24 protein-coding genes are annotated in these 22634 nt (G+C 67.5%); 10 read left to right on the plus strand and 14 right to left on the minus strand.

Translation table 11 applies throughout. From position 1 onward, the window contains the following. Positions 1–14: 14 nt before the first annotated feature. The gene (locus AAC691_RS02505) at positions 15–1520 is read right to left on the minus strand and encodes a sugar ABC transporter ATP-binding protein (protein WP_342628835.1); all 1506 of its coding nucleotides are present in this window, start codon (positions 1518–1520) and stop codon (positions 15–17) included. 349 nt (positions 1521–1869) lie between these two features. On the opposite strand from AAC691_RS02505, the gene AAC691_RS02510 reads away from it, so the two are divergent. The 4 genes from AAC691_RS02510 (at position 1870) to AAC691_RS02525 (ending at position 5183) form a co-directional block, all read left to right on the plus strand. Beyond that, positions 1870–2202, plus strand: a complete 333-nt coding sequence (locus tag AAC691_RS02510; protein ID WP_176639054.1) for a PadR family transcriptional regulator — start codon at positions 1870–1872, stop codon at positions 2200–2202. Beyond that, positions 2199–2771 carry a DUF1700 domain-containing protein gene (locus tag AAC691_RS02515; RefSeq protein ID WP_176639055.1) on the plus strand — a complete coding sequence of 191 codons (573 nt, stop codon included), beginning with the start codon at positions 2199–2201 and terminating at the stop codon, positions 2769–2771. Before AAC691_RS02510 ends, AAC691_RS02515 begins: the two co-directional genes overlap by 4 nt. Positions 2772–2787: 16 nt before the next feature. Beyond that, the gene (locus tag AAC691_RS02520; protein ID WP_176639056.1) at positions 2788–3516 is read left to right on the plus strand and encodes a GIN domain-containing protein; all 729 of its coding nucleotides are present in this window, start codon (positions 2788–2790) and stop codon (positions 3514–3516) included. Between the two features lie 161 nt (positions 3517–3677). Next, on the plus strand, positions 3678–5183 hold the full coding sequence (locus AAC691_RS02525; RefSeq protein WP_342628836.1) for a YifB family Mg chelatase-like AAA ATPase: 1506 nt from the start codon (positions 3678–3680) through the stop codon (positions 5181–5183). On the opposite strand, the gene metC is transcribed toward AAC691_RS02525, so the two are convergent. Together metC and AAC691_RS02535 are read right to left on the minus strand one after the other, a co-directional pair. Further along, positions 5177–6403 carry a cystathionine beta-lyase gene (gene metC, locus AAC691_RS02530; protein WP_342630120.1) on the minus strand — a complete coding sequence of 409 codons (1227 nt, stop codon included), beginning with the start codon at positions 6401–6403 and terminating at the stop codon, positions 5177–5179. The two genes, AAC691_RS02525 and metC, sit on opposite strands and share 7 nt — an antisense overlap. Before the next feature lie 5 nt (positions 6404–6408). Beyond that, positions 6409–7278, minus strand: a complete 870-nt coding sequence (locus tag AAC691_RS02535; RefSeq protein WP_342628837.1) for a sulfurtransferase — start codon at positions 7276–7278, stop codon at positions 6409–6411. A 134-nt stretch (positions 7279–7412) separates the two neighbouring features. On the opposite strand from AAC691_RS02535, the gene AAC691_RS02540 reads away from it, so the two are divergent. Together AAC691_RS02540 and AAC691_RS02545 are read left to right on the plus strand one after the other, a co-directional pair. After that, positions 7413–8489 (plus strand): AI-2E family transporter, encoded by a 1077-nt coding sequence (locus tag AAC691_RS02540; protein WP_342628838.1) that lies wholly within the window; start codon positions 7413–7415, stop codon positions 8487–8489. An 11-nt stretch (positions 8490–8500) separates the two neighbouring features. Next, positions 8501–9151, plus strand: coding sequence for an endonuclease/exonuclease/phosphatase family protein (locus tag AAC691_RS02545; RefSeq protein ID WP_342628839.1), 651 nt, complete (start codon positions 8501–8503; stop codon positions 9149–9151). A gap of 4 nt (positions 9152–9155) precedes the next feature. Here AAC691_RS02545 and cls read toward each other — a convergent pair whose 3' ends face one another. Continuing rightward, complete coding sequence (gene cls / locus AAC691_RS02550) at positions 9156–10574, minus strand: cardiolipin synthase (RefSeq protein WP_408906048.1); 1419 nt, start codon at positions 10572–10574, stop codon at positions 9156–9158. 83 nt (positions 10575–10657) lie between these two features. Between cls and AAC691_RS02555 the strand changes: the two genes are divergently transcribed. Further along, complete coding sequence (locus AAC691_RS02555; RefSeq protein ID WP_176639989.1) at positions 10658–11053, plus strand: YraN family protein; 396 nt, start codon at positions 10658–10660, stop codon at positions 11051–11053. Positions 11054–11074: 21 nt separating this feature from the next. Here the strand turns inward: AAC691_RS02555 and AAC691_RS02560 are convergent, their stop codons facing one another. The 10 genes from AAC691_RS02560 to purB form a co-directional block, all read right to left on the minus strand. After that, on the minus strand, positions 11075–11464 hold the full coding sequence (locus AAC691_RS02560; protein WP_342628840.1) for a hypothetical protein: 390 nt from the start codon (positions 11462–11464) through the stop codon (positions 11075–11077). Between the two features lie 182 nt (positions 11465–11646). Then, positions 11647–11982, minus strand: coding sequence for a Grx4 family monothiol glutaredoxin (gene grxD / locus AAC691_RS02565; protein ID WP_176639990.1), 336 nt, complete (start codon positions 11980–11982; stop codon positions 11647–11649). A gap of 68 nt (positions 11983–12050) precedes the next feature. Beyond that, positions 12051–12293 carry a BolA family transcriptional regulator gene (locus AAC691_RS02570; protein WP_342628841.1) on the minus strand — a complete coding sequence of 81 codons (243 nt, stop codon included), beginning with the start codon at positions 12291–12293 and terminating at the stop codon, positions 12051–12053. 113 nt (positions 12294–12406) lie between these two features. Next, positions 12407–14581: a phosphoribosylformylglycinamidine synthase subunit PurL gene (gene purL, locus AAC691_RS02575; RefSeq protein ID WP_408906090.1), complete on the minus strand. Its 2175-nt coding sequence runs from the start codon at positions 14579–14581 to the stop codon at positions 12407–12409. Positions 14582–14631: 50 nt separating this feature from the next. Next, positions 14632–15333 carry a phosphoribosylformylglycinamidine synthase subunit PurQ gene (gene purQ / locus AAC691_RS02580; protein ID WP_342628843.1) on the minus strand — a complete coding sequence of 234 codons (702 nt, stop codon included), beginning with the start codon at positions 15331–15333 and terminating at the stop codon, positions 14632–14634. Beyond that, entirely contained in the window at positions 15330–15707 is a 378-nt protein-coding gene (locus tag AAC691_RS02585; protein ID WP_342628844.1) for a Rap1a/Tai family immunity protein, read from the minus strand. Before AAC691_RS02585 ends, purQ begins: the two co-directional genes overlap by 4 nt. 8 nt (positions 15708–15715) lie before the next feature. Beyond that, complete coding sequence (gene purS, locus AAC691_RS02590) at positions 15716–15958, minus strand: phosphoribosylformylglycinamidine synthase subunit PurS (protein WP_176641344.1); 243 nt, start codon at positions 15956–15958, stop codon at positions 15716–15718. Beyond that, a complete protein-coding gene (gene purC / locus AAC691_RS02595) occupies positions 15955–16719 on the minus strand; it encodes a phosphoribosylaminoimidazolesuccinocarboxamide synthase (RefSeq protein ID WP_176641343.1) in 765 nt (254 codons plus the stop codon). Before purC ends, purS begins: the two co-directional genes overlap by 4 nt. A gap of 185 nt (positions 16720–16904) precedes the next feature. Beyond that, the gene (locus AAC691_RS02600) at positions 16905–17648 is read right to left on the minus strand and encodes an NRDE family protein (protein WP_342628845.1); all 744 of its coding nucleotides are present in this window, start codon (positions 17646–17648) and stop codon (positions 16905–16907) included. Positions 17649–17765: 117 nt separating this feature from the next. Beyond that, positions 17766–19118, minus strand: coding sequence for an adenylosuccinate lyase (gene purB, locus AAC691_RS02605; protein WP_176641212.1), 1353 nt, complete (start codon positions 19116–19118; stop codon positions 17766–17768). A gap of 253 nt (positions 19119–19371) precedes the next feature. Between purB and AAC691_RS02610 the strand changes: the two genes are divergently transcribed. The 3 genes from AAC691_RS02610 to AAC691_RS02620 are packed head-to-tail and all read left to right on the plus strand — an operon-like array spanning position 19372 to position 22600. Then, positions 19372–19977: a YjbE family putative metal transport protein gene (locus tag AAC691_RS02610; RefSeq protein WP_342628846.1), complete on the plus strand. Its 606-nt coding sequence runs from the start codon at positions 19372–19374 to the stop codon at positions 19975–19977. Further along, positions 19959–22127, plus strand: coding sequence for a lytic transglycosylase domain-containing protein (locus tag AAC691_RS02615; RefSeq protein WP_342628847.1), 2169 nt, complete (start codon positions 19959–19961; stop codon positions 22125–22127). Before AAC691_RS02610 ends, AAC691_RS02615 begins: the two co-directional genes overlap by 19 nt. Further along, positions 22124–22600 (plus strand): phosphatidylglycerophosphatase A, encoded by a 477-nt coding sequence (locus AAC691_RS02620; protein WP_176641518.1) that lies wholly within the window; start codon positions 22124–22126, stop codon positions 22598–22600. The genes AAC691_RS02615 and AAC691_RS02620 overlap by 4 nt, the downstream gene beginning before the upstream one ends. Positions 22601–22634: the final 34 nt, after the last annotated feature.

Below are 22634 nucleotides of genomic sequence, written 5' to 3' on the forward strand. Positions count from 1 at the left end.
GGTACTGTTCCCCTTCAGGCCGCGACGAGTTCGCCCGCGGCAAGAGACATGATGGCGTGCTGGGTCGGCCGTGGTGCGTCTGGACCACCGACTTCGCCAACGATGTGGCCCTCGCGCATGACGAGGACCCTGTCACAAATGCCGATGATCTCGGGCAGATCCGATGAGATGACCAGGATCGCCACGCCCCGCTGGGCCAGGCTGTCGATCGTGCGGTAGATCTCGGATTTCGCTCCGACATCAACCCCGCGCGTCGGTTCATCCAGGATCAGTACCTTGGGTCCCGTCTCCAGCAAGCGGGACAGCAGGATTTTTTGCTGGTTGCCGCCCGATAGGCTGCCGACATTGACGGCCGGACTGGCTGCCCGGACGCGCAGGCTGGCAAAGGCCGCGCGTGCCCGCTCATGCAGGCGTCCCAAATTCAGGCGCCCTCCCACGCGCGCATCGCGATCGATGACATCCAGTGCGATATTGGTTTCGCACGACATATCCAGAAACAGCCCCAGTGCCTTGCGATCCTCGGTCAGATAGACCAGACCCGATGCGATGGATTCCGACGGCTTGCGTGGCGCGAATGTTTCGCCATCCAGCGCCATGCGCCCGCCCGCGGCGCGATCGGCGCCATAAATCAACCGTGCAAGTTCGGTACGCCCGGCTCCAACCAGACCCGAAAGGCCCAGAACTTCGCCGCGATGCAACGTGAAGCTTGCTGGGAACACGCGCCGGCCGCCATCGGTTAGGCCCGACACCTCCAGAACGGCCGCGCCGCGCACCGCTTCGGGGGTGTGCTGCTTCATATAGAAGGATGTCAGGTCGCGCCCGACCATCATGCGCACCAACGCATCTGACGAAATTTCGTCCCGAACCAGCGTGCCGACATAATGTCCGTCGCGCAGGACCGATACGCGATCGGCCAGTTCATAAATTTCGGCCATGCGGTGGCTGATATAGATCAGTGCGATCCCTTCGTCGCGCAACTGTCGGATCAGCGCGAACAATCGGTCGGTTTCGCGTGCCGAGAGCGTCGTGGTCGGCTCGTCCAGAACCAGGATCGCGGCGTTGCGATGCAGCGCACGCGCAATTTCGACCAGTTGCTGCTCGGCGATCGACAATGTCGAGACGATCGTCTCAGGCTCGAACGGCGCACCAAGCCGCTCCAGTACAGGCCGTGCTGACGCATTCATGGATGCGCGGTCCAACCGTCCACCCGGACGCGTGGGTTCCGAGCCCAAATGAATATTTTCGGCAACTGTCAGGTTGGGTGACAGCGCCAATTCCTGATAGATGATGGCGATCCCGGCTTGTCGGGCGTCGCGCGGCGCGGCAATCGCGACCGGCTTGCCCTGCACCAGAATCTCCCCACCCGGATCGGCCACATAGGCGCCCGAGAGGATCTTCATCAGAGTGGATTTGCCCGCTCCATTTTCTCCCATCAGGGCCAACACCTCGCCGCCCCACGCTTTCAGCGAGACGTTCGTGAGTGCCTTCAGCCCAGGGAAGGATTTGGAGATACCCCGCATTTCCAATGCTGGGCAAGGCGAGGGTTCTGTTTCTATTTGCTGCACCGATTTACCCGGCGTTTTATTGTTGTGTTGCCCATCACCTAATCAGAACTGGCCGCCGCGAACAAGGAAGATCCGGGTCACATTTACGCGGGTAGCACTGATCGAGGGTCTTTTTTCCGCCTGCATGTGTAGCGCAATTAATATTTTATTTTAAAAACAAAAAGATAACAGAAAACCGATATCACTCGGCGTCATGATTCCGCATGAGGGGAAAAAATACATATTGCAAGGAACCATTCTTTAATGGCTATCATGCATTGAATGGTTCCGAGGCGGAGCAGCACCATCCAAGGATTGATGAAAAGTGGACCCTAACCTCGTCCAGTTCAAAAAGGGGGTGCTGGAACTCTGTGTTCTCGCCCTTCTCTCGCGAAGTGATTCCTATGGCTACGACATCGCCAGCCGCCTCTCCGATGCAATCGATATGGGGGAGGGCACGATCTACCCCCTGATGCGCCGAATGCAGAAGGACGAGCTGGTCTCAACCTATCTGGTCGAATCCTCTTCGGGGCCGCCACGCAAATATTACCGGCTGACGGACAGCGGCCGAAGAAGCCTCGACGTCCAGAAATCAGCCTGGAACGATTTTACGCATTCGGTCGCCGCCATTTTGGATGGGCAGGAGAAGACACGATGAACGACCGGCAATTGTTCCTGCGGCGCCTGGCGGCGGGTCTCAAGGGAATGCCGAAATCCAGTATCGCGGACATTATGGCCGATTACGATGCGCATTTCGAAGCCGGCAACGCCGCGGGACGAAGCGAAGCCGATGTCGCGACAGCATTGGGCGATCCGGGGCGCCTCGCGCGTGAACTGCGTGCGGAAGTTGGACTCCGTCGATGGGAAGACGAACGCAGCATGGCCGCGGCTCTGGGTGTCATGGTCGGTGTTCTTGGACTGGCGGCACTCGACTTGTTCATCGTCCTGCCGTTGCTGGTCGGCGTGGTGGCCGCGCTCTTTTCTTTCTTCATTGTCGGGGTAGGCATGTGCCTAGGCGGTGGCGTGGCACTGCCTTTCGCGTTGATTGCCCATTTTCCGGGTTTCGCCGGCGATCACCTTCAGGCCGCGCTTCTCAGCCTCGGCTTCCTGAGCGGCGGCGCGTCCGTGGCGGCTTTCTGCGCGCTCTTCACGATCGGATTGATCAATCTCCTGGCACGCTATGGCCGGACACATTACCGGCTGATCACGGCACGACCGTCCATCTGAGTAGAGGGAATTACACATGATTCGTGGATTTTTACTGGTAGCGGTCGGCGGGGCAGCACTATCGATTGCCTCTTTCGGGATCGCTGCTGTCCGTGGCCCCGTATCGTGGCATACAGATATCGGGAACTTTTTCCTCTCCGATGATGGCGAGGAGCCGGCGGGGAGTGCCATATCGCGCACACTTGAGTGGAAGGGGGGCGACGAACTGGCGTTCCAGGTGCCGGCGACGATCATATATACCCAGGCCCCGTCTCCCGGCATCACAGCTATAGGGTCGAGGCGGGTCGTCGAAGCCCTCAGGCTCGACGGAAATGTGATTGATATGGATGACGCATCACTCCGTCACTGGCATTCCAGTCGGCTTCGCATCGTCGTGACTGCACCGCAACTCAAATCGATCACCGTTGAATCTGCAGGTGACCTGACCTTGAAAAATGTTGCGGTGGACCATCTGAGCTTGACTGTCAACGGGGCGGCAAATGTCGTCGGCTACGGTCGGGCCGATGCACTGACGCTCCGGGTCGCTGGTGCCGCGCATGCCGATCTGTCGGATATGGCGTTGGCTGATGCAGATATCAGTATCTCTGGGGCGGGGCATGTCGTGGCGGGTCCGACGGGGCATGTCTCTGCGCATATCAGCGGTGTGGGGGCTGTCGAACTTACCAGGCAACCAGCATCGATCAGCAAAGAGATCAACGGCATAGGCTCCATCGAGATTACCTCGCCGAAAGGGACCCGATTATAAAGGCAAATCGTCACTGTGGCTGAAGCGCCCATGCGAGCCAGCCGCAGTGACGGCGGTTGAGATACTCGCAGCCAAACATCGCATAACATATATTATGCCAATTTATGGCGACGTGTTCCAACTGGGGTGCCTGATTTTGGTTTCTCGGTTACAAACGAGCCATGAACATATCCACCGTCATGGGGTTCGCCCTTTCCGGCATCGACGCCATACCCGTTCGGGTGGAAGTACAACTCGCGTCTGGATTACCAACTTTTCTCATAGTCGGCCTCGCCGACAAGGCCGTGGCCGAAGCCCGCGAAAGGGTTCGTGCCGCGTTGTCGGCCATGGGGTTGGCTCTTCCCGCCAAGCGGATCGTCGTCAACCTTGCCCCGGCGAACATCGTCAAGGAAGGATCACATTTCGATCTGCCGATCGCCCTAGCGCTTCTGTCTGCAATGGGCGTGATTCCTCCCGAAGAGAGTGGTCGCCTGGCTGCGATTGGCGAGCTATCTTTGGATGGGCGGATAAACACTGTTCCTGGCGTCCTGCCGGCAGCTATGTGTGCTGTGGATCAATCGCGAACCTTGGTCTGCGCGGCGCAACAGGGTCATGAAGCACGGTGGGCGGGCGAAACGCTGGATATCCTTGCGCCTGAATCCTTGCTTGCCTTGGTAAATCATATGACCGGCGAGCAGGTGCTTCCCGCTGTCGAGTTGCAGGAACGCCTGCCGTTGGATCTTGACGGCGCGGGACCCGACTTGGCGGACGTGCGCGGAATGGAAACTGCGCGCCGCGCGCTGGAAATCGCTGCGGCGGGTGCGCATTCCTTGCTGATGACGGGACCGCCCGGGGCCGGTAAATCGATGCTGGCTGCGCGCCTGCCTTCGCTGCTGCCGGATCTTAGCAGTGCGCAGATCCTCGAGATAAGCCGCATTCACAGTGTCGCGGGCCAGCTTCCCATGGGGTTGCCGGTGTTTCGTCCGCCTTTTCGGGATCCGCATCATTCCACGAGCCAGGTCGCCTTGGTTGGCGGAGGCAGCCGCGTCCGACCGGGCGAGGTCAGCCTGGCACATCGTGGTGTGCTGTTTCTCGACGAATTGCCGGAATTTTCACGCGGCGCCTTGGAGGCGCTGCGCCAGCCCATTGAAACCGGGACGATTACCGTTGCGCGCGCGTCCGCCCACGTCACCTACCCTGCTCGCTTCCAACTGGTGGCGGCGATGAATCCGTGCCGGTGTGGGTATCTGGGCGATGCAGCCCAGGAGTGCCGTAAGGCGCCGCGGTGCGGAGAGGATTATCTGGCGCGGATTTCCGGCCCGATGCTCGACCGGTTGGACATGGCGGTGCATGTCGAGCCCGTGACGCCGGGGGAACTCGCGGCTTTGCCGACCGGTGAGAGTAGCGCGGTGGTTGCGGCGCGGGTGGAGGTGGCGCGGGAGCGGCAGATGGTGCGCCAGGACGGGCAGACCAATGCGGAAGCATCGCCGGATCGGTTTCCGATCGAGGCGGCGGCGCGGGACTATGCGGTGCGGGTGGCGGATCGGCTGCGGCTTTCGGCGCGGGGATTTACGCGGCTGCTGCGGGTGGCGCGGACGATTGCCGATCTGGCCGGGCAGGACGATATCCAGCAGGCGCATGTCGCGGAGGCGGCGGGATATCGGCTGCGGCGGCCGGATCGTCACTGATTGAGCACGTCCAGTCCGTTCGAGAGGTCGGCGATCAGGTCTTCGGGGTTTTCCAGTCCGATATGCAGGCGGAAGGCGGGACCGGAATGTGGGGTTTTGTTGTGTTTGGACGAGCGAACGATGCCGCCGGTGGTCGGCAGGACCAGGCTTTCATAGCCGCCCCAGGATGCGCCGATTCCAAATAACGTCAAAGAATCTATCATCGATATCATGGATGATTGACTGTATTCGTCACGCAATATGACCCCGAATAGGGCGGATGCGCCGGTAAAATCTCGTTTCCATAAGTAATGACCGGGACAGGATGGCAGGGCCGGGTGGAGGACGCAGGCGATTTCGGGCCGGTCGGCCAGCCAGAGGGCCACGTCGAGCGCGTTGCGCGACTGGCGTTCGAGCCGCGCGCCCATGGTCCGCAGGCCCCGCAGCGTCAGCCAGCAATCGTCGGGGCCGGCGAGCTGGCCGAGCTGGATGGCGGTGTCGCGCAGGGCCTGCCAGTCCTGGTCGTCGGCCACGGAAATCGCGCCGATGATGCTGTCCGAATGGCCGGACGGGTATTTGGTCAGCGCCTGGATCGAGATGTCGACGCCGTGCGCGAAGGGGTGGAAGATGCCGATGCCCCAGGTATTGTCCAGCACCAGCCGCGCGCCGCCTTCATGCGCGATGTCGGCGATCATGGCCACGTCCTGGACTTCGAACGTGTGGCTGCCGGGGCTTTCGGCGAAGACGATCTGCGTGTTCGGGCGCATGAGCGCGCACAGCCCGTCGCCGTCGATCGTGGGGGGGTAGTAGCTGGTCTCGACCCCGAAGCGGCGGAGCAGCGTGTTGGCGAAGCGGCGCGTCGGCCCATAGACGGAATCCGGCAGCAGGCAATGGCCGTTCTTGCCTAGAAAGCCCAGCAGCGCCGTCGAGCAGGCCGCCAGGCCCGACGAGACGATCTGGGTATGGCGCGCGCCCTCGATCGCCGCGATCGCGGCTTCGAGCTGGTGCTGGATCGGCGTGCCCATCGCCCCGTAGATCAGTTCGTGATCGTAGCGGCGATTGCCGTTTTCGTTCATGTCGGCGACGGTGGGGAACAGCACGGTCGAGCCGCGCGTGGGGGGCGCGTTGACGAGCGTGCCCTGCGGGTCGGGCGGCAGGTCGCGCGCCAGGTGGACGAGCAGCGTGCCCATCTGGCGCCAGCCGCGGGAGACGGCGTCATGCAGTGCCTGGCGGTCGGTCATGCCGGTCATGCCGCCCGGGTCTCGGTACCCGTCTCGGCGCCCGTCTCGATCGGGGCGCCCGGCGTGGTGCCCCATTCGGCCCAGGATCCGTCATAGAGCGCGTCGCCTTCGCGCCCGCAGAGGGCCAGGCCGAGCGACAGTACGGCGGCGGAGACGCCCGAGCCGCAACTGGTGACGACGGGCCGGTCGTCGGTGACGCCGGCGGCGGCGAAGCGCGCGCGCAGTTCGGGGACGGGCAGGAACGCCTTGTCGGCATCGAGCAGCGTGCCGTAAGGCAGGTTGCGCGCGCCGGGCATGTGGCCCGAGGCGACCCCGGGGCGCGGTTCCGGCGTGGTGCCGGCGAAGCGGCCGGCGGCGCGGGCGTCGAGGATCAGCGCGCCGCGACCGGCGACGATATGGCGCATGTCACCCAGGCCGCGGACGCGCGCGAAGCGCGGCGCGGGGCGGAAGGTGCCGGGGGACGGCGTGGCGGGCGCCCCCTGCCCCACCGGGCCGCCGGCCCGCTGCCAGGCCGGCAGGCCGCCATCGAGCACCTGGACCCGATCGGCGCCGAACAGGCCGGCCAGCCACCAGGCCCGGGCGGCGGAGGCGGCGTTGCCCTGGTCGTAGAAGACGATGTGGGACGTGTCGGACAGGCCGAGCGCGCGGGCCAGTTCGCCGAATCGGGACTGGCTCGGGATCATGTGCGGCAGCGTGGCGTCGGGATCGGAGAAGAGTTCGATATCAAAAGCGCGCGCGCCGGGGATGTGCGCCTGCCGGAATCGCTGTGCCGGGTCGAAATCCTCGCCCGGGAGCGCCATCGTGGCGTCGAGCGTGACGAGATCGGGCGCGTCGAGGCGGGCGAGCAGTTCGGCCGGCGAAATCAGAGGATGCATAGGCGGGGGTCCTTTGCGGCACCATATCCAACGGTCTGGTGGCTATCGGTCGGGCGCTTGCCCGGCGAAGTCAAGCGGGACATGATCGCCGGGCGCCGGAGTGCCGCCGGCGGCGTGAGCGATGGCGGGAGAGCATGGCCGAGCGCATCATGATGGGGCTGTTGCTGGGAGGCGTGGCCTTCGGCTGCGGTGCCATCCTCTATCCGTTCCTGTCGGCCCTGCTGTGGGCGGCGATCCTGACCTTTTCGACCTGGCCGGTCTTCGCCCGGCTGCGGCGCCGGTCCGGCCCGGTGATCGCCGCGATCGGCATGACCGTGCTGACGGCGCTGGTCGTCGCCCTGCCGCTGGCGGTGGTGGTGAGCACCAGCATCGCCGACCTGCCCGGCACGATCGAGGGGCTGATCGGCACCCTGGCGCGGTCGATCCAGCTTCCGCCCCCGCCGGCCTGGCTGGCGCGCATTCCGCATGTCGGGCCTGACCTGGTGGATCTGTGGTCCCAGTGGAGCACGGACCTGGGCCATGCCGAGCGGTTCATCCGCCCCTATGCCGGCAGCATCGCGCAGTCGATGCTGTCCGGGCTGATGCATGTCGCCAGCGGGCTGGTCAATCTGGGCATGGCGCTGTTCATCGCGTTCTTCTTCTGGCTGGGGGGCGATGCGCTGGGCGCGACCTTCTGCGCGCTGATCCGGCGCATTGCCGGAGCCTATGCCGAGCGGATCCTGAGCATCGTCGGCCGCACCATCCGCGGCACCGTCTACGGCATCCTGGGCACCGCGATCGTGCAGGGTATCCTGACCGGGCTGGGATTCGCGGTGACCGGGCTGCCCGAGCCGGTGCTGTTCGGCGTCATGACCGCGTGCGTGGCGGTGCTGCCGATCGGCGCGCCGCTGATCTGGATACCGGGGGCGCTGGTGCTGATCGTGTCGCACCATATGGGGTGGGGGATCTTCCTGCTGGTCTATGGGGTGCTGGTGATTTCCGGCGCCGACCACGTCATCCGGCCGATGTTCATCTCGCGCGGGGCGCAACTGCCCTATCTGCTGACGGTGCTGGGGGTGCTGGGCGGGGTGTGGACCTTTGGCGGGCTGGGGATTTTCCTTGGTCCGGTCCTGTTGGGGGTGGGCTATACCCTGACGGCGGAATTCGCGGCCGACGGCCAGGCGCCCGCCGGGGACACGGGGTCGATAGAGGAGAATTTCATCGAGTCATGAATGTCGCCCCGATGTCCGCCCTTCCTGGGCACACGTCTCATGGCACCGAGCGCAAGATCGTGAGCTGGAACCTGCTGCGCCTGGTCGGCGCCACGCCGCGCGACGTCGCGCAACTGGTCGCGGAGGAACGGCCCGACCTGCTGCTGATGCAGGAGGCGACGGCGGATTTCGATGCGCTGCCGCGCCTGATCGGCGGCCATTATGCGCGCAGCCCCCTGCCCGGCCGGATTCATGGCGTGGCATGCTGGAGCCCTGCCCCGTTCCGCCGCCACCCGGTCGCCTGCACCCTGCCCTCGGGCCCGCTGGTGCGCCGGGTGGCGCAGATGATCGAGTGCTCGACCTTCGGCTTTACGGTCGCGAACGTGCATCTGTCGCACGGCCAGATCATGAACCGGCGGCAATTGCGTCGGCTGGGCGAGATTCTGCCGGCCCATGCGGCGGTGCTGGGGGATTTCAACCTGGTGGGGCCGACCCTGATGCCGCATTTCCACGATGTGGGGCCGCGCGCGCCGACCCACCGGATGGTCGACATGCTGCCGATCCGCATCGATCGCTGCATGGTGCGGGGCCTGACCTGCCGGGAGGCGCGGGTGCTGGAGAACTACGCGTCGGACCATCGGCCGATCACCGTGCGGCTGGAACGGTCGAGTAGTCACAGATAGGCAGTCACAGATAGGGCAGCAGCAGGCGGGCCGCCGCGTCGCGCAGCCTGACCGGCAGGGGGCGGCGGTCCAGGTCGTAATGGGTCAGCCGGTGACGGCGGTGGGTGATGATGAAATCGTCGATCAGCCGCGCGGTGGCGGTGTCATAAGCCTCGATATTGACTTCGAAATTCAGGCGCAGGCTGCGGACGTCGAGATTCGAGCTGCCGACGAAGGTCCAGTGGCGGTCGACCACCATCAGCTTGGAATGGTTGAAGGGCGGGCTGGCCTGCCAGACGCGGCAGCCGGAATCGAGGAAACGCTGGAGATTGGCGGCGCGGGCCCAGTCGATCAGCGTATGGTTGCTGTGGCCGGGCATGACGATGTCGACCTCGATCCCGCGCAGGGCGGCCAGGGCCAGTTCGGTCAGGAACCGTTCGCCCGGCAGGAAATAGGGCGTCATCAGGCGGATGGAGCGGCGCGCCATCGTCATCGCCTGGAGCATCGTATATTCGATCTTCTCGAGGTCGGAATCCGGGCCGGCGGTGACGATGCGGGCCGGGACGTCGCCGGTCGGGGCCAGTTCGGGGAAGAAGGGGTCGGCCGGCAGGTCCTCGCCGGTGGTAAAGGCCCAGTCCTGGGCGAAGGCTTCGGCCAATTGGTGGACGACCGGGCCTTCGATCCGGAAATGCGTGTCCGACACCGGATGGTCGGGGTGGTGGGCGACCAGGTTTTCCTGGCCGATATTCAGGCCGCCCATGAAGCCGAGGCGGCCATCCACCACCAGGATCTTCTTGTGGTTGCGCATGTTGATGAAGGGCATGCGCCACGGCAGCATGGAGTGCATGAAGCGGCCGACCGGCACGCCCGCCCGGCGCAGGGCATGGGCGGCCGGGCTGCGGAAATAGCCGCTGCCGATGCCGTCGACCAGCACGCGCACCGCGACCCCCCGGCGATGGGCGGCGATCAGCGCGGCGATGAACCGGTCGCCGGCGTCATCGGCGCGGAAGATGTAGGAGCAGAGCAGCACGGAGCTGCCGGCGCCGCCGATCGCGTCGAGCATCTGGGGGTAGGCTTCGTCGCCGTCATGGAGCATCTGGACGAGGTTGCCGCTCATGAGCGGGCGGCCGGTCAGCTTGCCGACCATGTCGGCCAGCGGCGCGAAGCCGCCTTCTTCGGTGCGTTTCCAGCGCGAGGAGACGGTGCGGCTGTGCCAGCTCTGCCGACCGATCAGCTTGCGGGCGCGGCGATGCACGCGATTGATGCCGAACATGACATAGAGCGCGCCGCCGGTGAACGGCATCAGCGCCGTGATGCCGATCCAGCCGATCGCGGCGCCGACCTCGCGCTTGTTCAGCAGGACGTGCATTGTCACGCAGGCCGCCACACAGACCCGGGCCGCCAGGGCGAGCATGACGAGCGTATGCCAGGACATCAGCAGCATGGGGTCATGGTGAAGCGGGACGGGTCAAAGGGCAGTGAACGGGCAATGCGGCGGAATGGGGGGACGGAGTGGTACGCGACGTCATGAATGATGATGGGCGCAGGCGGGCGCGCGGCGCGGGCGCCTATCGCCGGGGGGTGCGGGCGGAGCAACTGGCGGCGCTGTGGCTGCGCGATGCGGGCTGGACGATCCTGCTGCGGCGCGCGCGGACCGCGTGGGGAGAGATCGACCTGGTGGCGGCGCGGGACGACATGCTGGTGTTTGCCGAGGTCAAGAGCCGGCCCCTGTATGACGACGATGTGACGGCCAGCGAAGGCGCGATCCTGGGCGCGCGCCAGGCCGGGCGCCTGATGAACGCGGCGGCGGCGCTGTGCGCGGCCAATCCGCACTGGCGTTATGCGGAGATGCGTTTCGACGTTCTGCTGGTGACGGCGGACGATGCCGTGCACCGGATCGAAGACGCGTTCAGGCTGGAATAGCCGGGTGGCGCGCAGGGTCCGTCAGGTCCGGTGATGGCCCCCGTGCGACGCGGCCCCCCAATGTCCCCCGGCCCTGGATGCCCCGTGGCGGCCGGATGCGGCGACGTGCGGATGATAGGCGACGGTGCGGACGATGGCGCGTGGCCGCGTGGCCATGCGATAGGCATGGGCGTGGGCGGCGGGGACGCCGTAGGACGCGTGGAAGGCGCGGTGATAGGCGATGTGGCGCACCGGCGGCGGCGGCGCGGTCAGGGCGTCCAGGGTCAGGCGTCCGGCCTCGTCATCCGTGATGACGCGCTGGGCGTGGGCGGCGGAGGATGCCAGCAGCGTGGCGCCGGTTCCCAGCACGCAGGCCCCCAGCATGCAGGAAACGGCCCTTGCGATTGCGACCCTGACTGCGATGCGACGCATGAACCACCCCATTTTTTGACCCGGTGGCCAAAAGCTACGCGAGATGTCCGGGCGGGGACAAGGGGCTGTCTGGGATGGGAACGAAAAAAAGCGGGCCGGATCAACGATCCGGCCCGCTTTCCTGAGATGATCGGGCCCGAGGCAATCGGGTCGGGGGCGATCGGGCCGGGGATGGGCGCGCGTCAGGCCGAGGCCGGCACGATGCCCTTCTCGGCGAAGAGCTTTTCCAGCTCGCCGCTGAGGAACATTTCGGTCACGATGTCGCAGCCGCCGATGAACTCGCCCTTGACATAGAGCTGCGGCACGGTCGGCCAGTTGGTGAAATCCTTGATGCCCTGGCGCAGTTCGGGATCCGCCAGCACGTTGGCGGTCTGGAAGGGCACGCCCACATGGCCGAGGATCTGGACCACTTTGGCCGAGAAGCCGCATTGCGGGAACTGGGCCGTGCCCTTCATGTACAGCATGACCGGGTTGGCATCGATGTCTTGCTGGATACGCTGCGTGATTGTGTCAGCCATCGTTCGATCCTGATTGCGACGGGGTTATGATTCGGGTTTATGACCCGGACTTCTATGACTCGGACTTTTTATGATTCGGACTGGGGCACGCTGGTCTGCAGGGCCAGGGCGTGCAGCGTGCCGCCCATATGGCCCTGCAGCGCCGCGTAGACAACCTGGTGCTGGCGCACGCGCGAAAGGCCGCGAAAGGCCTCGCTGACGACCGTGCAGGCATAGTGATCGCCGTCCCCGGCCAGGTCCTCGATGCTGATCGAGGCGTCCGGCAGCGCGGTGCGGATATAGGCTTCGATTTCCTGCGCCGTCATCGGCATCGGCTATTGCTCCTGCGCGTCATGATGGACAAACCAGTCATGACGCACCCTAAAACGTTGTTTCGTAGAGCATCTTCGCGTGATCGGGTGAGGCCACCCGATCACGATCCGCTCTAACGGTCCATCAAGGCCGGGAAAAACGCCGAATTGACCGCGTTCAACCGTGCCGTCGATATTGTGGCGCCGCTGGGCAATGTCAAACCGTCGCCGCCGGAGCGGCCGAGGATGCGGGTTTCGACCCCCGCCGCCGCGGCCGACGCGGTGAAGGCGTCTTCGTCGCGGACGGCGACGACGTAGCGCGACTGGTCCTCGGCGAACCAGAAGGCTTCGGGGCGGATGCCGGAGGGCGGAGCGGCGAGCACGCAGCCCACATTTCCGGCCATGACCATTTCCGCCAGCGTGACCAGCAGCCCGCCATCGGCCACGTCGTGGCAGGCCAGCACGTGGCCGGCTTCGATCTGCCCGCGCACGAAATCGCCGTTGCGCCGTTCGGCCGCGAGGTCCAGCGCGGGCGGCGGCCCGTCCTCGCGCCCGTGGATTTCGCGCAGCCAGAGGGACTGGCCGAGTTCGCCCCGCGTCGCGCCGACCAGGACCAGTGCCGCGTCCGCCGGCATCGACAGCCCGACGGCGCGGGAGACGTCGTCGAGCACGCCGAGACCGCCGATCGCGGGGGTCGGCAGGATGGAGAGCGTGCTGCCGTCGGGGGCGCGGGTTTCGTTGTAGAGGGAGACGTTGCCGCTGACGACCGGGAAGTCGAGCGCGCGGCACGCCTCGCCCATGCCTTCGATCGCCGCGATGAACTGGCCCATGATCTCGGGCTTTTCGGGCGAGCCGAAATTGAGGTTGTCGGTGATCGCCAGCGGACGGGCGCCGGTGGCGACGATGTTGCGCCAGGCCTCGGCCACCGCCTGGGCGCCGCCGGTGCGGGGATCGGCCTTGCAGTAGCGCGGGGTGCAGTCGGTGGTGAGCGCGAGCCCGAGGGACGTGTCCTCGATCCTGACGATCGCGGCATCGGCGGCGCCGGGGCGCTTGACCGTCTGGCCGCCGACCGTGCTGTCGTACTGGTTCCAGACCCAGGCGCGCGAGGCGAGGTCCGGGCAGCCGATCAGCCGGATCAGCGCCTGTTCGATCCCGACCGGGTCGGTGAGCGGGCCCAGCGGCGCGGGGGCCGGCGTGGGGGACGTGGGACGGCGGTAGATGGGGGCCTGTTCGGCCAGCGGTTCGAGCGGGATGTCGGCTTCGACGCGGCCCTGGTGACGGACCACGATATGGCCGGTGTCGGTCAGGTGGCCGATGACCGCGAAATCCAGTTCCCATTTTTCGAAGATCGCGCGGGCCTGTTCGGTCCGGTCGGGCCGGATGACGATCAGCATGCGCTCCTGGCTTTCGGAGAGCATCATCTCATAGGCCGACATGCCGCGTTCGCGCTGGGGCACGGTATCGAGGTCGAGATCGATGCCCACCCCGCCCTTGCCGGCCATTTCGACCGAGGACGAGGTCAGGCCGGCGGCGCCCATGTCCTGGATGGCGACGATGGCGTCGGTGGCCATCAGTTCCAGGCACGCCTCGATCAGCAGCTTTTCGACGAACGGGTCGCCGACCTGCACCGTCGGGCGCTTGGCCAGCGCGTCCTCGTCGAATTCGGCCGAGGACATTGTGGCGCCGTGGATGCCGTCGCGGCCGGTTTTCGAGCCGACATAGACCACCGGGTTGCCCACCCCCGCCGCCGCGGAGAGGAAGATCCGGTCCTGGCGGGCGACGCCGACGGTCATGGCGTTGACCAGCGGGTTGCCGTCATAGGCCGGATGGAAATTGATCTCGCCCCCCACGGTGGGGACGCCGACGCAATTGCCGTAGCCGCCGATGCCGCGCACCACGCCATCGACGATGCGGCGGGTCTGCGGATTGTCGGGCGCGCCGAAGCGCAGCGCGTTGAGGTTGGCCACCGGGCGGGCGCCCATGGTGAAGACGTCGCGCAGGATGCCGCCCACGCCCGTCGCCGCGCCCTGGTAGGGTTCGATGAAGGAGGGGTGGTTGTGGCTTTCCATCTTGAAGATGGCGGCCAGGCCCTGGCCGATATCGACCACGCCGGCATTCTCGCCCGGGCCGTGGATTACCCACGGCGCGGTGGTGGGCAGGGTCTTGAGCCACACGCGCGAGGATTTGTAGGAACAATGTTCCGACCACATGACCGAGAAGATGCCCAGTTCGGTCAGGGTCGGGGTACGGCCCATGATCGAGAGCACGTTGCCCCATTCGTCGGCGGTCAGTCCGAATTCCCGGGCCATCGCCTGATCGACGGGTCGCTGCCCGGTTGCGCTGCTTGTCGTTGCGCTGCTCATCGGACCAGAGCCTCCACCAGCCCCTCGAACAGGGGTTTGCCGTCTTCGCCGCCCATCAGCGGGTCCACCAGGTCTTCGGGATGCGGCATCATGCCGCAGATGCGCAGGTTTTCGCTGAGCACCCCGGCGATCGCGTTCACGCTGCCGTTGGGGTTGGTCCGCAGATCGCCCGCATCGACGCGGCCGTCGGGCCGCGCGTAGCGGAACGCGACGCGGTTGCCGTCCTCGAGCGCGCGGATCGTGTCGGAATCGGCGATGTAGTTGCCGTCGCCGTGGGCCATCGGCGTGCGGAACACGTCGCCCACCCGCCATTTGCGGGTGAAGGGCGTGTCGTCGCGTTCGACGCGCAGGTAACAATCCTGCGACAGGAAGCGCAGGGCGGCGTTGCGCAGCAGCGCGCCCGGCAGCAGCCCGGCCTCGGTCAGGATCTGGAAGCCGTTGCATACGCCCAGGATATGGCCCCCGGCGGCGGCGAAGCGCCGGATGTCGGCCATGATCGGGGCATGGGCGGCCATGGCGCCGCAGCGCAGATAGTCGCCGTAGCTGAAGCCGCCGGCCAGGACCACCAGATCGAGGTCCGGCAGGGCGGTGTCATGGTGCCAGATCATGGCGGGCGCGCGGCCGGTGACCGTCCGCAGGGCGATCGCCATGTCCCGTTCCCGGTTCGTGCCGGGGAAGACGACGATGCCGGCCTTCATTTGCCGCCACCGCAGGGATAGGCGTCATGCAGGGCGGTGAAGACCAGGCCGCCGACCGGGCTGGAGAGCTGGGCGGAATGGCCGCGCAGCCAGGAGACGACACGGCCGCGCATGTCCTGCGTGGGGGTGCCGGCGGGGATGCAGAAGCCGGTCGGCGCGTTGGCGTCGCCCTGGTGGCGGTCATAGACGTGGGTGAGCGCCACCGAATCGGCCAGGCCGGCGATATAGGCGTCGCAGACCGCGGCGCCCTGGGGGCGGGCGCAGATTTCGAGGAAGCGGCCGCCGGGCAGCGTGGAGACGCGCTGGGCCATGGCGGTGCCGGCCGGCAGGGCGGCGAGGCACGCGGCGAGAAGGAGGAAGCGGGTACGGGTCATGTCGCGGGTCATGCTACGACCTCGGTCGTGAAATCCTCGATCACCAGGTTGGCCAGCAGGCCGCGGGCCATGGCGTCGGCCTTGTCACGCGCGGCGGCGGGATCGGTTTCGTCGAGGTCGAGTTCGATGACCCGGCCGATCCGGACCTCGCCCACGCCGGCGAAGCCGAGCACATGCAGCGCGTGGGCGACGGCCTTGCCCTGCGGGTCCAGCACGCCTTCCTTGAGCATGACGGTGACGCGTACTTTCATTGCATGACCTCCGGCCCCTTCATGTCGGAATTCGTGGCCTCGGGCAGGATGCCGAGCCGCCAGGCCACTTCCTGATAGGCTTCCTCGACGCGGCCCATGTCGCGGCGGAAGCGGTCCTTGTCCAGCTTCTCGCTGGTCTTGGCGTCCCACAGGCGGCAATTGTCGGGCGAGATCTCGTCGGCGAGGACGATGCGCATTTCCTCGCCTTCCCACAGCCGGCCGAATTCGAGCTTGAAATCGACCAGGGTGATGCCGATGCCGACGAACAGGCCGGTCAGGAAATCGTTGATCCGCATGGTCAGCGCCACCATGTCGTCCAGGTCGTGGGTGCAGGCCCAGCCGAAGGCGGTGATGTGCTCCTCGCTGACCATCGGGTCGTTCAGGCTGTCGTTCTTGTAGTAATATTCGACGATGGTGCGCGGCAGGCGGGTGCCTTCGGGGATGCCCAGGCGCTTGGCCAGGCTGCCGGCGGCGACGTTGCGGACCACGACTTCGAGCGGGATGATCTCGACCTCGCGGATCAATTGCTCGCGCATGTTCAGGCGGCGGATGAAATGGGTCGGGATGCCGATATCGTGCAGCCGCAGCATCAGATGTTCGCTGATCCGGTTGTTCAGCACACCCTTGCCGGTGATGACGCCCTTCTTCGCGCCGTTGCCGGCGGTGGCGTCGTCCTTGAAATACTGGACGAGCGTCCCGGGTTCCGGACCCTCGAAGAGGATCTTGGCTTTTCCTTCATAGAGCTGACGGCGGCGGGCCATACTCGTCCTTCATGCGGCTGGTGGAGGATGCCGGGGCATCCGTCCGATGAGGGGGCCTGCGAGGTCCCTGTAACGCGACTGCCTCATAGCAACGATTGGTCGCGGAAGATACCATTCCCTTTTCGGGGGCAGGCAGCACATGACGGCGTGCCAGGTTACGGTATGCCGGGCTACGGTATGCTGGGCTACGGTATGCTGGGCGCATCCAGCATGACGGGGGCGTAGCCGACGCGATCGGGCGCGCCGGCCGCGAAGTGCCACGAGGCGGGCGCGGCCGGGTCGGCGGCGATGCCGATGACCGAGGAACTGCAGGTGCCGAAGCCCGAGCGTGGCGGGATGTTGAGTTCGCTGCCGGCGGGCAGCGTGCGGTCGGAGAGCAGACGCGTCCAGGACGCCCAGTCGGGCGGGAGCGGCCGTGCGGCGTCGCAGAAGCGCGGCAGGTGGCGCCCGATCCGCGGGATGGACAGGTCGTCCGGCCCGGTGGTGGCGGCCATGTGTACCCCGGGTTCGAGTTGCGCGACGTCGGGCGTGCCGTAGCCGAGGCCCGATATGTAGTAGGCCGCCCGGCGATCGGCGACGATCATGTTGAACGAGCGCCAGGCCCCGGCATCGAGCGCGGCCAGGGCGCGCGCCGCCTGGGCCGCGGTGGGGTGGTCGAGGGCCAGCAGCGGCAATTCGCCGCGCGAGCGCTTGCCCGGCGTAGGGCCGAGGCTGCCGACGCGGTTCATCACCCCGGCGACGACGCCGGAATCGTTGATGGCCAGCCAGGAACCGCCTGCCAGCCGGTCACGGCCGCCGATGACCTGCGGGCGGTCCGGCCAGTGGCGGCCGGGCGCGTCCCATGGACGGTCGAGCCGTTCGTCGCGGTTGGCGCCGAACAGGAGCGGCCAGGCGGTGTCGGGGGCAAGGGACAGGACGATGGTGCACACGATATCAGTTTGTATACTGCATCACGCGCGCGGTCACGTGTCCCCGGGAAATATGCCCCTGGGAAATATGTCCCTGGGAAATATGCCCCCAGGAAACATGTCCCTCGCGCCCCCGATTTACCCCCGGGCCGGGCCGGGTTCGCCGAACACGCGGGTGAAGCTGCGGTCCAGGGCACCGAGATGGGCGTTGCTGTCCATGGCGGCGTCCAGCACGGCGGCGGGGACGCGGCCCGCGACCTCGGGGTCGGCGTCGAGATTGTCGCGGAAGCTGCGGCCGCCCGGCTTGCCGAGCATGGTCCAGGTGGCCATGGCGTTGCGCTGGACGATACGGTACGCGTCGTCGCGCAGGATGCCCGCGCGGGCCAGGGCCAGCAGCACCTCGCCGGAATGGACCACGCCGCCCAGGCTTTCGAGATTGGCCAGCATCTGGTCGGGATAGACGACCAGCTTGTCCATCATGCCGGCCAGGCGGGCCAGGGCGAAATCGAGCCCGATCGTGCCGTCGGGGCAGATATTGCGCTCGACCGAGGAATGGCTGATGTCGCGCTCATGCCACAGGGCGACGTTTTCCAGCGCCGGGATGACGTGGGCGCGTACCAGGCGGGCCAGGCCGGTGAGGTTTTCCGACAGCACCGGGTTGCGCTTGTGCGGCATGGCCGACGAGCCCTTCTGGCCCGGGTGGAAGAATTCCTCGGCCTCGCGCACTTCGGAGCGCTGGAGGTGGCGGACTTCGATCGCCAGGCGTTCGATGCCGCTGGCGATGACCGCGAGCGTGCAGAAATAGGCGGCGTGGCGGTCGCGGGGGATGACCTGGGTGGAGACCGGCTCGGGCGTCAGGCCGAGCTTTTCGGCCACGTATTCCTCGACCCGGGGATCGACATGGGCGTAGGTGCCGACGGCGCCCGAGATGGCGCAGGTGGCGATTTCGGCGCGGGCGCGCAGCAGGCGGTCGCGGTTGCGGGCGAATTCGGCGTAATGGCCGGCGAGCTTGAGGCCGAAGGATGTGGGCTCGGCATGGATGGCGTGGCTGCGGCCGATGGTGAGCGTGTATTTATGTTCGAAGGCGCGGCGCCTGAGCGCATCGAGCACGGCGTCGAGATCGGCCAGCAGCATGTCGGTGGCCTGGACCATCTGGACCGACAGGCAGGTGTCGAGCACGTCGGACGAGGTCATGCCCAGATGGACGAAGCGGCTTTCGGGGCCGATCTTCTCGGCCAGCCAGGTCAGGAAGGCGATGACGTCGTGGCGGGTCTCGGCCTCGATTTCATCGATGCGGTCGAGGTCGGCTTGAGAGAAGGCGGCCATGGCGGCGTCGCCCTTCTGCCGGACCGTCCGCGCGGCGTCGGCCGGCACGTCGCCGTATTGCGCCATGGCCTCGCACGCCAGGGCCTCGATCTCGAACCAGATGCGGTACCGGTTCTCGGGGGCCCAGATGGCGGCCATGGCGGGGCGGGTATAGCGGGGGACCATCGTGCTCGGCTTCCTGTTGTCGACGAATGAGGGCGGGCCGCCCCTTTAGCGGATTTCGCGCGCCGCGTCTTCCTTGGAAACCCCCTTGGAGAAACCTCCTTGGGGAAACCTCCTTGGAAGCCTCCATCCGGGGAAACCTCGATCCGGCGACGCGTGCCCCTTGCCGGGCCGCCGGGCGGATGGTCAAGTGCGCCGTGTCCGCCGCCGGAGCGGGGATATCGTCCATCGATCCCATCATCCCTACCATCGGAGCATGACCCTGAGCCTTTCCGTTCTTGCGGCGTTGTTGCAGGTCGTACTGATCGACGTGACGCTGGCCGGCGACAATGCCGTGGTGATCGGCCTGGCGGTGCGCGGCCTGCCGCGCGCCCAGCAGCGGCGGGCCATCCTGGCGGGGGTGGTCGCGGCGGCGCTGATTCGCGTTGCGCTGGCGCTGGTGGCCGTGCAGCTTCTTGCGATCATCGGCCTGACCCTGGCGGGGGGAATCCTGCTGTTGTGGGTCTGCTGGAAGATGTACCGCGAGCTGCGGCGACCGGAGCATGCGGACCATGGGGGGGACCATGGGCGGGCCGCGGGCCCGAAGGCGCTGCGGGCGGCGATCGTGCGGATCGTGGTGGCCGATTTGTCGATGAGCCTGGACAATGTGCTGGCGGTGGCCGGCGCGGCCGGCCGGCATATGGGCGTGCTGATCGCCGGGCTGGCGATTTCGGTGCTGATGATGGCGGTGGCGGCGTCGCTGATCGCGCGGCTGCTGGAACGCTATCGCTGGATTGCCTGGGTCGGGCTGCTGATCGTGCTGGGGGTCGCGGTGGAACTGATCGTCAAGGGTGGAGGCGAGGTATGGCGGTCGGTCGTCTGAAGCGGCTGGCATGGGGGGCGGCCTGGCTGGCGGGCCTGCTGTGCGTGCCGGCGGCGGGCCGGGCGGAGAGCGTGCAATCTGGTCACGCGGAAAGCGTGCAGTTCGATACCAGGCGGGCGGAGCCGGGGGACGCGTTGTCCGACGGGGTGCGGGCGGACGTGGCGGCGCGGCTGGAGACCTGGCTGCGGCTGGTTTCGCCCGAGGGGCGTGGCGAGAGCGGCGGCCCGGAGGGCGGCGATATCGGGGTGTATCTGTCATTCCTGGCGGACGCGCCGGACTGGCCGCGCCGGCAGGTCGTGATGAGCCGGCTGCAGCATGCGATGGCCGGCGCGCCGCCGGGCGATGCGGACATGCTCCGGGCCTGCGCGCTGCCGGGAGTGGTCTATGCCCCCGCCCTGGCGGCCTGCGCGCGGCAGGTCGGATCGGGCAGGAACCTGGCGGCGCGGGCGCGGCTGGCCTGGGTGAACGGGAACGACACGCTGGAGGACGAGGCGGCGCTGCTGTCCGTCTTCGGGCCGGCGCTGACGCCCGACGACCAGTGGCGGCGTTTCGAGCGGCAGGAGATGCAGGGGCGGCTGGAGGCGGCGCGGCGCCAGGCGTCGCGGCTGGATCCCGGACGGCAGACGCTGGCGGAGGCGCGGCTGGCGCTGCGGGCCGGCGCGCCCGACGCCCCTGCCCTGCTCGCCCGGGTGCCGGTGGCGCTGCGGGACGATCCGGGGCTGGTGCTGGACCGGATGCGCCGGCTGCGGCGGACGGGGGCGCTGGATGAGGCCTGCGCGCTGTGGCGCAGCGCGGGGGCGGCGGCGGAACGGGCCGGCGGGGCGGCGTCCCTTTTGCCGGAGGCTCTCTGGGCGGGGGCCTTCTGGAGCGAGCGGGATGCGCTGGCGCATGACCTGCTGCTGGCCGGGCGGGACCGCGATGCGCTGGCGGTGGCGCGCCCGACCGACGACCTGGCGCCGCCGGACCGCGATACGGCGCGGTTCCTGGCCGGGTGGATCCTGCTGCGGCGCCTGCATGACCCGTCGGGGGCCGAGGCCGCGTTCCGCGCCCTGTCCGGCGCGCGGGCGCTGATCATGCGCAGCCGGGGGCTGTACTGGACCGGCCGCGCCCAGGCGGATGCGGGCGACATGCGGGGCGCGCGGGCGAGCTGGATCGCGGCGGCGGCGTTTCCCGGCACCTTCTACGGACAGATGGCGGCGTCGCGGCTGGCGGGGGACACGGCCAGCCCGCTGCTGTTTCCCGACCGGTCGGGCCTGCTGCTGCGGGACTGGCTGAAGGCGGCGGAGACGCCGGCGTCGGGACTGGCTGAAGGCGGGAGCCGGGCGGAGGCGGCGCGATTCGCGGACAGCGACCTGGTGCAGGCGGCGCGCCTGCTGGCGGCGCGTCACGACCTGGTTCATGCGCGCGATTTCCTGCTGGCGCAGGACGCGCGGCCCGGCGGGGCGGCGGCGCATGCGCTGGGCGCGGCCCTGGCCTTGCGGCTGGGCATGCCCGATGTCGCGGTGATGATCGCCCGGCGGGCGGGGCGCGAGGGCGTGGCGTTGCTGACCCTTGGCTGGCCGGCGCCGCTGTCGCCGCCCGAGACCGACCTGCCGGCGGGTTTCCTGCTGGCGGTGATCCGGCAGGAAAGCGGGTTCGATCCCGCCATCGTCAGCCCGGCCGGCGCCTATGGGCTGATGCAGCTTCTGCCGGCGGCGGCGCGCGACGTGTCGCGCCAGGCGCGGCTGGCCACCGGCCCGCTGACCGGCGCCAGCCTGACCGATCCGGACCTGAACATGAAGATCGGCAGCGCGTATTTGGCGCGGCTGATGCAGAAATTCGGCGGGTCGGTGCCCTATGTGCTGGCGGCGTACAATGCGGGGCCGCACCGGACGGACCAGTGGCTGGACATGCTGGGCGATCCGGCGCGCGCGCGGCCGACGGCGGATGCGATGCTGGCCACGGATGCGATGCTGGACTGGATCGAGAGCATTCCGTACGCCGAGACCCGGGGCTATATCCAGCGGGTGGAGGAAAACATGGCGATCTATCAGGCATTTGCGGCCGCCCGGTCAGGGGGGGGCGATTCTGGGGGTGCCGATTCCGGGGGTGACGATTCCGTGGCGGCCGATTCCGCCGATGCCGGGATCGGGGCTGGAGGCGGCCGGTGAGCGTTGCCCGGCTGGTCGCGAGTTTCGGCGGGTGCGGATTTTCTCCTCTGGCGCCCGGCACCGTGGGGTCGCTGGCCGCGCTGGCCTGCGGGCTGCTGCTGGTCGGTCATCCGATGATCCTGGGGGCGGCGATCCTGGCGTGCTGCGCCGTCGGCTATCTGGCGACCGCGCGGGTCAGCGGCGGCGAGGATTTCGGCTGGATCGTGATCGACGAAGTGGCGGGGATGTGGATCGCGCTGATGCCGCTGGCGCTGGGCGCCGGGCGGGTCGACCCGTGGCATCCGGACCGGATCGGCATCTTGTGGCTATTGCTGGCGTTTCTGCTGTTCCGCCTGTTCGACATCACCAAGCCGGGGCCGGTCGGCTGGTTCGACCGGCGGCATGATGCGCTGGGGATCATGGGCGACGATGTGGTGGCGGGCGTGCTGGCGGCGGGGGGGCTGACCCTGCTGCGCTATCTGGTCGCGCTGTAACCGGGGGCCGGGCGGACCTGGCTGTCGGGCCCGG

The organism is Nguyenibacter vanlangensis (assembly GCF_038719015.1).
Lineage (GTDB): Bacteria > Pseudomonadota > Alphaproteobacteria > Acetobacterales > Acetobacteraceae > Gluconacetobacter > Gluconacetobacter vanlangensis.

What these genes read in the sequence shown, in the direction of transcription:
- AAC691_RS02505 (WP_342628835.1), bottom strand. Translation starts at nt 1,520, where the DNA reads ATGCGGGGTATCTCCAAATCCTTCCCTGGGCTGAAGGCACTCACGAAC.
- AAC691_RS02515 (WP_176639055.1), top strand. Translation starts at nt 2,199, where the DNA reads ATGAACGACCGGCAATTGTTCCTGCGGCGCCTGGCGGCGGGTCTCAAG.
- AAC691_RS02520 (WP_176639056.1), top strand. Translation starts at nt 2,788, where the DNA reads ATGATTCGTGGATTTTTACTGGTAGCGGTCGGCGGGGCAGCACTATCG.
- AAC691_RS02525 (WP_342628836.1), top strand. Translation starts at nt 3,678, where the DNA reads ATGAACATATCCACCGTCATGGGGTTCGCCCTTTCCGGCATCGACGCC.
- metC (WP_342630120.1), bottom strand. Translation starts at nt 6,403, where the DNA reads ATGACCGACCGCCAGGCACTGCATGACGCCGTCTCCCGCGGCTGGCGC.
- AAC691_RS02535 (WP_342628837.1), bottom strand. Translation starts at nt 7,278, where the DNA reads ATGCATCCTCTGATTTCGCCGGCCGAACTGCTCGCCCGCCTCGACGCG.
- AAC691_RS02540 (WP_342628838.1), top strand. Translation starts at nt 7,413, where the DNA reads ATGGCCGAGCGCATCATGATGGGGCTGTTGCTGGGAGGCGTGGCCTTC.
- AAC691_RS02545 (WP_342628839.1), top strand. Translation starts at nt 8,501, where the DNA reads ATGTCCGCCCTTCCTGGGCACACGTCTCATGGCACCGAGCGCAAGATC.
- cls (WP_408906048.1), bottom strand. Translation starts at nt 10,574, where the DNA reads ATGCTGCTGATGTCCTGGCATACGCTCGTCATGCTCGCCCTGGCGGCC.
- AAC691_RS02555 (WP_176639989.1), top strand. Translation starts at nt 10,658, where the DNA reads ATGAATGATGATGGGCGCAGGCGGGCGCGCGGCGCGGGCGCCTATCGC.
- AAC691_RS02560 (WP_342628840.1), bottom strand. Translation starts at nt 11,464, where the DNA reads ATGCGTCGCATCGCAGTCAGGGTCGCAATCGCAAGGGCCGTTTCCTGC.
- grxD (WP_176639990.1), bottom strand. Translation starts at nt 11,982, where the DNA reads ATGGCTGACACAATCACGCAGCGTATCCAGCAAGACATCGATGCCAAC.
- AAC691_RS02570 (WP_342628841.1), bottom strand. Translation starts at nt 12,293, where the DNA reads ATGCCGATGACGGCGCAGGAAATCGAAGCCTATATCCGCACCGCGCTG.
- purL (WP_408906090.1), bottom strand. Translation starts at nt 14,581, where the DNA reads ATGGCCCGGGAATTCGGACTGACCGCCGACGAATGGGGCAACGTGCTC.
- purQ (WP_342628843.1), bottom strand. Translation starts at nt 15,333, where the DNA reads ATGAAGGCCGGCATCGTCGTCTTCCCCGGCACGAACCGGGAACGGGAC.
- AAC691_RS02585 (WP_342628844.1), bottom strand. Translation starts at nt 15,707, where the DNA reads ATGACCCGTACCCGCTTCCTCCTTCTCGCCGCGTGCCTCGCCGCCCTG.
- purS (WP_176641344.1), bottom strand. Translation starts at nt 15,958, where the DNA reads ATGAAAGTACGCGTCACCGTCATGCTCAAGGAAGGCGTGCTGGACCCG.
- purC (WP_176641343.1), bottom strand. Translation starts at nt 16,719, where the DNA reads ATGGCCCGCCGCCGTCAGCTCTATGAAGGAAAAGCCAAGATCCTCTTC.
- purB (WP_176641212.1), bottom strand. Translation starts at nt 19,118, where the DNA reads ATGGTCCCCCGCTATACCCGCCCCGCCATGGCCGCCATCTGGGCCCCC.
- AAC691_RS02610 (WP_342628846.1), top strand. Translation starts at nt 19,372, where the DNA reads ATGACCCTGAGCCTTTCCGTTCTTGCGGCGTTGTTGCAGGTCGTACTG.
- AAC691_RS02615 (WP_342628847.1), top strand. Translation starts at nt 19,959, where the DNA reads ATGGCGGTCGGTCGTCTGAAGCGGCTGGCATGGGGGGCGGCCTGGCTG.